Origin of the sequence: Mycobacterium sp. E3305 (assembly GCF_001666785.1) — a bacterium.
In the GTDB taxonomy this organism is placed as follows: domain Bacteria; phylum Actinomycetota; class Actinomycetes; order Mycobacteriales; family Mycobacteriaceae; genus Mycobacterium.
In genome coordinates, this window is sequence record NZ_LZJA01000234.1 from 1 (window position 1) to 7,782 (window position 7,782).

The 7,782-nt window shown below is 67.9% G+C and carries 9 protein-coding genes; 2 read left to right on the forward strand and 7 right to left on the reverse strand.

The genetic code is table 11. The features are described 5' to 3' along the window. The 6 genes from A5701_RS22020 to A5701_RS22045 all read right to left on the reverse strand — a co-directional run. On the reverse strand, nucleotides 1-222 hold a 222-nt coding region (locus tag A5701_RS22020; RefSeq protein ID WP_197499088.1), incomplete at its 3' end, for a copper resistance protein CopC. After that, nucleotides 219-893: a YcnI family protein gene (locus A5701_RS22025; protein WP_067758886.1), complete on the reverse strand. Its 675-nt coding sequence runs from the start codon at nucleotides 891-893 to the stop codon at nucleotides 219-221. The genes A5701_RS22020 and A5701_RS22025, both read right to left, overlap by 4 nt. 23 nt (nucleotides 894-916) lie before the next feature. Further along, nucleotides 917-1,573, reverse strand: coding sequence for a DUF6474 family protein (locus A5701_RS22030; RefSeq protein ID WP_067758869.1), 657 nt, complete (start codon nucleotides 1,571-1,573; stop codon nucleotides 917-919). A 137-nt stretch (nucleotides 1,574-1,710) separates the two neighbouring features. Beyond that, nucleotides 1,711-2,109, reverse strand: a complete 399-nt coding sequence (locus A5701_RS22035) for a helix-turn-helix transcriptional regulator (protein WP_067758872.1) — start codon at nucleotides 2,107-2,109, stop codon at nucleotides 1,711-1,713. A 626-nt stretch (nucleotides 2,110-2,735) separates the two neighbouring features. Next, on the reverse strand, nucleotides 2,736-3,269 hold the full coding sequence (locus tag A5701_RS22040) for a peptidase (RefSeq protein WP_067758876.1): 534 nt from the start codon (nucleotides 3,267-3,269) through the stop codon (nucleotides 2,736-2,738). A 196-nt stretch (nucleotides 3,270-3,465) separates the two neighbouring features. After that, nucleotides 3,466-4,089, reverse strand: coding sequence for a superoxide dismutase (locus tag A5701_RS22045; RefSeq protein WP_067279219.1), 624 nt, complete (start codon nucleotides 4,087-4,089; stop codon nucleotides 3,466-3,468). Nucleotides 4,090-4,850: 761 nt separating this feature from the next. Here A5701_RS22045 and A5701_RS29410 point away from each other — a divergent pair. Together A5701_RS29410 and A5701_RS22055 are read left to right on the forward strand one after the other, a co-directional pair. Then, nucleotides 4,851-5,897, forward strand: coding sequence for a DUF4328 domain-containing protein (locus A5701_RS29410; RefSeq protein ID WP_082954885.1), 1,047 nt, complete (start codon nucleotides 4,851-4,853; stop codon nucleotides 5,895-5,897). Beyond that, the gene (locus A5701_RS22055; RefSeq protein ID WP_067758882.1) at nucleotides 5,894-6,709 is read left to right on the forward strand and encodes a glycerophosphodiester phosphodiesterase; all 816 of its coding nucleotides are present in this window, start codon (nucleotides 5,894-5,896) and stop codon (nucleotides 6,707-6,709) included. The genes A5701_RS29410 and A5701_RS22055 overlap by 4 nt, the downstream gene beginning before the upstream one ends. Here the strand turns inward: A5701_RS22055 and A5701_RS22060 are convergent. Beyond that, complete coding sequence (locus A5701_RS22060; RefSeq protein WP_231972865.1) at nucleotides 6,706-7,764, reverse strand: LCP family protein; 1,059 nt, start codon at nucleotides 7,762-7,764, stop codon at nucleotides 6,706-6,708. The two genes, A5701_RS22055 and A5701_RS22060, sit on opposite strands and share 4 nt — an antisense overlap. Nucleotides 7,765-7,782 lie beyond the last annotated feature (18 nt).

A 7,782-nucleotide genomic window follows, 5' to 3' on the forward strand; every position in this document is an offset into this window, starting at 1 on the left:
GGACCACACATTGCCGTCGGGCCCGACGACGGTCATGGCCGCGAACGTGGTCTGCAGCTGTTCGTTGAACGTGGCGCTCACGCGCTCTGGCCCCGCCGCGAGGACCGCGTTGTCGGCCGGATCGGTGGCCACCCGGGCGGCATGGGCCGACGCCTCCGGCGCGGTCATCGTCGCGATCAGCCAGAGGGCACCGACGCATGCGGCAATCGCCAACCGCCTCATGCCCGGCGGCGGATCAGTCCGAGGCAGACTCCCAGCGCGGCCACGACCAGGGCCCCGCCGCCCAACATCCGGGCGGTGTTGTCCGCGGGTTTAGGCGGAGGCCCGGACACCTGGTCGGCCGGCGTGACAGAAGACGGATGGTGGCCGTGGGATGCCGCCGGTCCGACGGCAAGTGTCAGCGTGGGCGCCGGGTGCTCCGGCTCACCACCGCCCGGCAGCGGCGGCTGGTCCCACTTGACGACCGTGCCGTCGGAATAGGTCTGCGTGGCCGGGAAACTGACGGTGTCGGTATCGGGCAGCTTCATCGAGACGCGGAACAGCGCGAACTGGTCAGCCCCGATGCCGCCTCCTGGCGCGGCCGTCCACGTCACCGAGCGCACGGCGCCCGATGCCGCGTCACGGTCCAGCCTGGCCGTCCACCCCGGGGCGGTTTCGGTGCTGGCCGCGGCCACGTCGGGCAGGGCGACGCTCAGCGCGGTGGTCAGTGCGCCCGTGTTCGATTCGTTGGGGACCTGGAAGGTGACGATCGCCATGGCGCCGCGCAGCGCGTTGTCGCTGCTGGCGTGGACGTGGGCCCACGCCGCCGGAAGCTGTGCGGCCGAGACGGCGTAGAGGGTGAGGGCGGCGGCCACCGCGACCGGGACGCGGGAGACCCGCGCTCGGATCGACATGCCGGGCCGCCGCATTCGGTTGATCAGCTCAACCCGAGCCGGGCCATCAGGTCCGCCTCGATCCCGTCGAGCTGCGCCGCGATCGCCGCGTGCGCCGCCCGGCGGCGCGTGGCCGGCATGTTCTCCGCGGCGGTGACAGCCGCCGACAGGTCGGTGAGCCGCTCGGTGATGGCCGACGCGAACTGCCGCGTTTCGGCGTCCTTGGGCTTTTTGTCCTGCACCGCCCGCAGGGACTTTTCCGCCCCGGCGATTCGGGCGGACAGCTGCGCGCCGTGGCCGGAGAACTGCCCGATCTGCGCCAGGGGGATCCCGAGTTGATCCGCGCGACGCTGATCTATCAGGGCGCGCGCCGAGACGGCGGCCCGGTAGATGACCGGTGTGAGGATGGGCGCAAGCAGCCGGGACACCGTGAGCGCCCGACGAATCCGTGTCGGCGACAAGATCTTCCCTTCGCGCGCCGCTTTGAGTTCGGCCTCGGCGACCTTGAGCGCGTTGCGGTCGCTGTCCCGCTGGGCCTTGATCTGCGCCCTGAGGGCTCGGGCCTCCGCCCGGTGGGCGGCCTTGTACCGGCGAGTCTCGTTCTTGGCGGCGAGCTTGGCCTCCAGCTTCGCGCGGGCCTTGATCGCACGGGCTTCGGCGCGACGCGTCGCGCGACTCTTTCGCTTGCGGAACAGGCCCATACCCGGCCGCCTCCCCGGTATCTCGTGGACTATCGCTCTCGGGCGTGCGCGATCCCGTGAGCCAACCCTAATCGGAATGGGCGGGCGGGAGCCCTCCAGGTCGGGGCCGGGCGGCTGGGTGCGGGCGCGGGCGTCCGCTAAGCGTCCAGGTGCTCGGCGCGACGCAGCTCGTTGACCCGCTGCATGACCTCGCCTTGCGCCTCGGGGGACAACTCGGATGCGCGCAGGGCGATGCGGCGCACACCGTCGTCGCGCATCGTGGCGAGGATGGACAGCTCTTTGTCGAGCTTCTCGTAGTACTCGTCGTCGGTGAAGTAGGCCGGCTTGATGCGGAAGAAGTTGGCCAACGCGGCCATGGTCGCCGACGACGGGTTGGTGCGGTTCCCCGAACGCAACTGCGACAGGTAGGGAGCCGACATCGTGATGCCCTCCGCCTTGAGCGCCGCGATCACTTCAGCCGAGGTGTGGGGCCCCCGTCCCGGGGGATACACCGTGTCGAACAGGCGGTTCAGGCGAGCAGCGAACGTCGTGCTCATTGGATATGACCTCCACTGGGCTGTAGAAGTGAACTATTACCTAGGTATATTTGCTGATCATGGTAGCGGGGGTTTGTGTCCCGAAACAGGTGCAAACCCCCCAGGATTCGGTCCAGGCGTAGCTGGTGCTTGCCGATACCGCACTTGACGAGCGTCCAACTGATTCGCTGGGGTGTCCACTAAATCGGCGAAACTCACAGGTTATCCGCAGAATTGGACATCCGGTGCAAGGTGGCGGGCCGTCGGTGGCGGGGCGGGTCAAGTGTAGGATGGGCAGGTGCTGGGCGGTCGCACCGCAACCGGGCAGCAATTTATGATTGCTTAACGCCTTATTTGCTGTCGAATGCCAGTTGCGGCCGGAAAACACCCTTCGCAAACGTGCCGGATATGTGAATCGGTGTTCGGCGGCCCGTCGCGACGGGCCCATCTGCGACGCCCGCGCGCCGGCATTTCCGCAACGGGGGGCGGGAAAGCGAATGGCGCGCGGGAGTGCGCCGGCGGCGTGCGCAAAGGGGCCGCGGGGCGGTTGTGCAGACGTCGTGCACGCCCAAACCCGGCGAGCGCACGGGTGCGGCGATCGATGCCAAAAACGAGCCGAGTTTTCTAATTCACGCCGAAGTAAATGGCTATGCCGCAAGCAGCATCGCCAGGATGGCGGTATCGGGATGGCTGATGGGGTCGACTCCGACTCGGCTCACCATCGATGTGATCGTGCCGTCGGCTTCCGCCTCCACCCAGGCCGCTCGATGCTCGAGTCCCAGGTAGGGCAATCCGGGGAGCAGGACGCATCCCGACGCCGCGCCGTTGCATTCCGGCAAGGACGGCGTGGTCTCCGATGGAGGGTGCAGCATCAGCAGCGCCGGGGGCTGGTGATCGGCGAAATAGCCTGGGCGGATTGCCGATTCGCCGAAGACCGTACCTTCGGCAAGCACCAGGCCGACGGTGCCCGGCTCGGGCTCCTCGGGCAGTTCTTCGCGGGCGCCGAACACCGTTGTCGTGGAGAGCAATCCGGGCAATGACGCGACCCGGACCGCGACCATGAGCAATTGGGCCCACTCTTTGGTCGAATCCGGCCAACGTCCGGAGATCACGAACCCTTTCAGGGCACCACTAGCATGGAAAGGGGAAACCCCTATCGGGCGGTCAGACCCAGTTTCCATTTCGACCTCCGCGCGACGCCTCCGTCCGATTAACCACACTGGTAGCTCGAATAACCAAGCATGCCTGCGGGTTCGGTGCCGTGCAACCCGACACGGCCAAAGGCGCACATGTTCTCGGAGTGCCCAATCGGCGACCGCGCAAACGACAAAGGCGCCGCGCAAGCCGCGCGACGCCCGTGTCGATTCGAGGTGGGACTCAGCCGAAGATCAGTCCATTGGTCTTCGACGTGGCGGCCGCATACCGCTTCTGCACGTCGGCCCAGTTGACGACGTTCCAGAACGCCTTGACGTAGTCCGCCTTGACGTTCTTGTACTGCAGGTAGAAGGCGTGCTCCCACATGTCCACCTGCAGCAACGGAATGATGCCAAGCGGGACGTTGGCCTGCTGGTCGTACAGCTGGAAAGTGAGCAGCCTGTTGCCGAGGGTGTCATATCCCAGGACCGCCCAACCCGAACCCTGAAGTCCATTGGCGGCGGCACTGAACTGGGCGCGGAATTTGTCGAACGACCCGAACGCATCGTCAATCGCGGCGGCGAGCTCGCCGGTCGGCTTGTCGCCGCCGTCCGGCGACAGGTTCTTCCACCAGATCGAGTGGTTCACGTGGCCGCCGAGGTGAAACGCCAAGTTCTTTTCGTTCAGGAAGATCGCGGCGTGGTCGTCGTTGGCGCGCGCCTCTTCGAGTTTGGCGACGGCGTCGTTCACGCCTTTGACGTACGTGGCGTGGTGCTTACTGTGATGGATCTCGTTGATCTGCCCCGAGATGTGCGGTTCCAACGCTGCGTAATCCCAGTCCAAATCGGGCAGGGTGTATTCAGCCACGGCGTTCCTTTCTTCGATTGTCTTCTAACGCTCATTCGCAAGCCTGCCAAGCGGCAGCCAGCCGTAGACAACCCTGCTCCATGACTGCGCGGACCGCAAGAATGACCGCGATGAGCCGGAAGGCGAATACCCGTTCAGCGTCGATTCAAGACAGAACGATGAGAAGGAGAACGGCCAGCAACGCCAGCGCGATGAGCCCGGCGCGTAACGCGGCAACGCTGTAGCTGTGATTCCACGCGGGCGAGCCCGAGTACGACTTCGATGGGGCCGGTGAACCCGGACCGAACGAATGCGTGGCCATCAATCGCCTTTCACCCGCCCCTCACCTCGCGGCAGTGAGGTGAGTCACAACAATTTTCGCGCGAACGCGATCATAGCGCTTCGGGGCGGGCTTGGAAAATGACTCTCTGAACTGCGGGTTGGCGCCGAACGCCGGGCAGACCCAGCCGAGGGCGCCATCGCGGGGGCCCCGCGGTTGCTTAGCAAGACAATCCATTTCGCTCGGCGACCGTTCTGGGCTGTCTATCGCATGCGTCAACGCAGCGGTGTTATCCACATGTCGAACCACCGCTAGCCGGAAAAGCTGTAGTAATGGTTCCCTTACCCAAAACCCGCATGTGGATAAACCTGTGGAAACTGTGGATAGTCGGGATAGCTGAAGAGATAGCCGACGACTCGGCTCCAGCCATTCCCGAGCGATCCGCGGGACCCCCACCGCTCGCCGCACGCGGAGCGGATCGCCGCGAGGCTACGCTGGTCCGGTGATCCAGGTGTGCTCCCAATGCGGCACTCGGTGGAACGTCCGCGAACGGCAGCGCGAATGGTGTCCACGTTGCCGGGGAGCCCTGATGGCGCCGCTGGCCGATGCGCCGGCGCCCGACCCACGGTGGGGCTCACACAACGCCGCGCCTGCGAGCCGACCGCCCGCGGCCAGGGGCTGGCAGCGCACCCCGCCAAGGCTGCCGCCGGGCTTTCGCTGGATCGCGGTGCGCCCCGGCGCCGCGCCGCCTCCCCGGCGTGGACGGCGTCCCCTGGGCCCGACGCCGCGCTACGCCGTGATGCCGCGGTGGAGCCTCGCAGATCGCGTCGAACCTACGGCCGCGGCCGCCGGAGCCCCGACCCGCCCGGGGCCATCGGCCCCGACGATTCGCACCACGTTGTTCGTGAGCGTGCTCGTCCTCGGCATCGCCGCCCTGGTCTACGTCGTGCGCTACGTGCTGCTCATCGTCAACCGGAACACATTGTTGAACTCGTGGGTCGCGGCCGGTGCAGACTGGCTCGGCGTGCTGGCGAGCGTGGCCGCGATCGCCGCCACGCTGGCCTCCGGGGCGGTCCTCATCCTGTGGCTGATCGCCCGGCGTGCGGCGGCGTTCGCGCATCACGGCCTGCCGGAGCCGCGGTCCACGCGGGCGTTGTGGGCAGGGTGTGTGGTGCCGCTGGCCAACCTGCTGTGGGCACCGGTTTTCGTCATCGAGCTGGCGATTTTGGAGCAGCACTACGGCCGCATCCGCCGCTCCGTCGTCGAGTGGTGGATCGCGTGGGTCGCCAGCTACCTGGTCTCCGTCTTCGCCATGGCGACAAGCTTCGCCAGGGACGCCCAGGGCATCGCGAACAACACCATCACGATGGTTTTCGCCTACTTGCTCGCGGCGGTGACGGTGGCCGCGGCGGCCCGGGTCTTCGAAGGGTTCGAGCGCAAACCCGTCGAACGGCCCGCGCACCGCTGGGTTGTGGTCTCCGAAGATCGGGCGCCGACGCCGCGTCCGGTTGAGTTCGAAGGGCAGGAAGCGGCAGCATTACGCGTATGACGTGGGCCGAGGAGGTGCTCGCCGGGCATCCCTTTGTGGTGGCCCACCGCGGCGCATCGGCGGCGCGGCCCGAACACACGCTGGCCGCTTACGATCTCGCGCTCAAAGAGGGCGCCGACGGCGTGGAATGCGACGTGCGGTTGACCCGGGACGGCCACCTGGTCTGCGTCCACGACCGCCGGTTGGACCGGACGTCGACCGGGGCCGGCCTGGTCAGCACCATGACCCTCGCCGAGTTGCGTGAGCTCGAGTATGGGGCGTGGCACGACAGCTGGCGTGAAGACGGCACGCACGGTGACACCAGCCTGTTGACGCTGGACGCCCTGGTGTCGCTTGTCCTGGATTGGCATCGGCCGGTGAAGCTGTTCATCGAGACCAAGCACCCGGTGCGGTACGGCTCATTGGTGGAAACCAAGCTGCTCGCGCTACTGCATCGGTTCGGCATCGCCGCGCCGGCCTCCGCCGACCGGTCCCGCGCGGTGGTGATGTCCTTTTCGGCGGCCGCGGTCTGGCGGATCCGGCGAGCCGCGCCGCTGCTGCCGACCGTGCTGCTCGGCAAGACGGCGCGCTACTTGATCAGCGGCGCGGCCACCGCCGTCGGCGCCACTGCCGTCGGGCCGTCGCTGGCGACGTTGAAGGAATATCCCCAACTCGCCGATCGCGCGATAGCCCAGGGCCGCGCCGTGTACTGCTGGAACGTCGACGAGTACGAGGACCTCGACTTCTGCCGGGACGTCGGCGTGGCCTGGCTCGCCACCCACCACCCGGGCCGTACCAAGGCGTACTTGGAGAACGGCCGCGCGGGCGGTTAGTCCGGCGGATTGGTGGGCACCGGCCCGTCGGCGGCCAGTGCCTCGAACAGCCGGCTCGCTTCGTCGTGGTTCCACACCACCACCGATCCGGCGTCGCCGTTGGTGAACTCGCCGATGGGGACGGTCAACGTCGTGGGGGAACCGCGCAGCCCCCAGCCGAGGCGGGCCAGGTCCCACACGTGGTCGCCGCGGTCAACGGTCAGGGCGTCGGCCACGGCGCGCGGCACCGCGTACCAGCGCCACGGATTGAGCCACACCGCCGGGCGGCCTGCGGCCTGCAGCAGCGCGGCCACAAACTGCCGCTGATTGACCATGCGGTCCAGGTCCGCTCGTGGGGTGGCGCGCGTCCTGACGTATCCAAGGGCGTTGCGGCCGTTGACTTTCTGGCAACCGGCGGGCAGGTCGATCCCGGCCAAGGGGTCGTTGAGCGGCGTCGTCGGACATATCGTCACCCCGCCGAGTGCGTCGACCACCCCGGCGAATCCGCCGAATCCGATTTCGGCGTAGTGGTCGAGGCGCAGCCCGGTGGCCTCCTCCACGGTCTGCGCCAGCAGGGATGCCCCGCCCAAGGAGAAGGCGGCGTTGATCTTGTCCTTGCCGTGGCCGGGGATCGGGACGTAGGAATCGCGCGGTATCGACACCAGCGTCACCCGCCCGCCGGACCACAACTCTGGCAGGTGCACCAGCAGGATGGTGTCGGTGCGGCTGCTGCCGATGTCGCCGCCGGTCGCCAGGTCCTCCTGCTGTTCGGGGCTGAGTCCTTGGCGGCTGTCCGAGCCCACCAGCAACCAGTTGGTGCCGCGGCCGGGCCCGGGTCGTCCGGGGTAGTCGGTGAGAATCTCGTCGCGGTGCAGCCGGCTGTCGAACCAGACGGCCCCACAGACGACGGCGATCCCGGCCAGCAGCGAGCCGATCACCAGGATCGACGCCAGCGACCGGACCCACCGGCGCCAGCCGCGTCGGCGCCGCGGGGGCGGTGGGGTGGGCCGCGGTGGTGGTCCCGCGGATCGCTCGGGAATGGCTGGAGCCGAGTCGTCGGCTATCTCTTCAGCTATCCCGACTATCACGAGGGG

Bases quoted from the DNA above. Each gene is read 5' to 3' on its own strand.
- A5701_RS22025 (WP_067758886.1), bottom strand. From the start codon at position 893: ATGTCGATCCGAGCGCGGGTCTCCCGCGTCCCGGTCGCGGTGGCCGCC.
- A5701_RS22030 (WP_067758869.1), bottom strand. From the start codon at position 1,573: ATGGGCCTGTTCCGCAAGCGAAAGAGTCGCGCGACGCGTCGCGCCGAA.
- A5701_RS22035 (WP_067758872.1), bottom strand. From the start codon at position 2,109: ATGAGCACGACGTTCGCTGCTCGCCTGAACCGCCTGTTCGACACGGTG.
- A5701_RS22040 (WP_067758876.1), bottom strand. From the start codon at position 3,269: ATGGAAACTGGGTCTGACCGCCCGATAGGGGTTTCCCCTTTCCATGCT.
- A5701_RS22055 (WP_067758882.1), top strand. From the start codon at position 5,894: ATGACGTGGGCCGAGGAGGTGCTCGCCGGGCATCCCTTTGTGGTGGCC.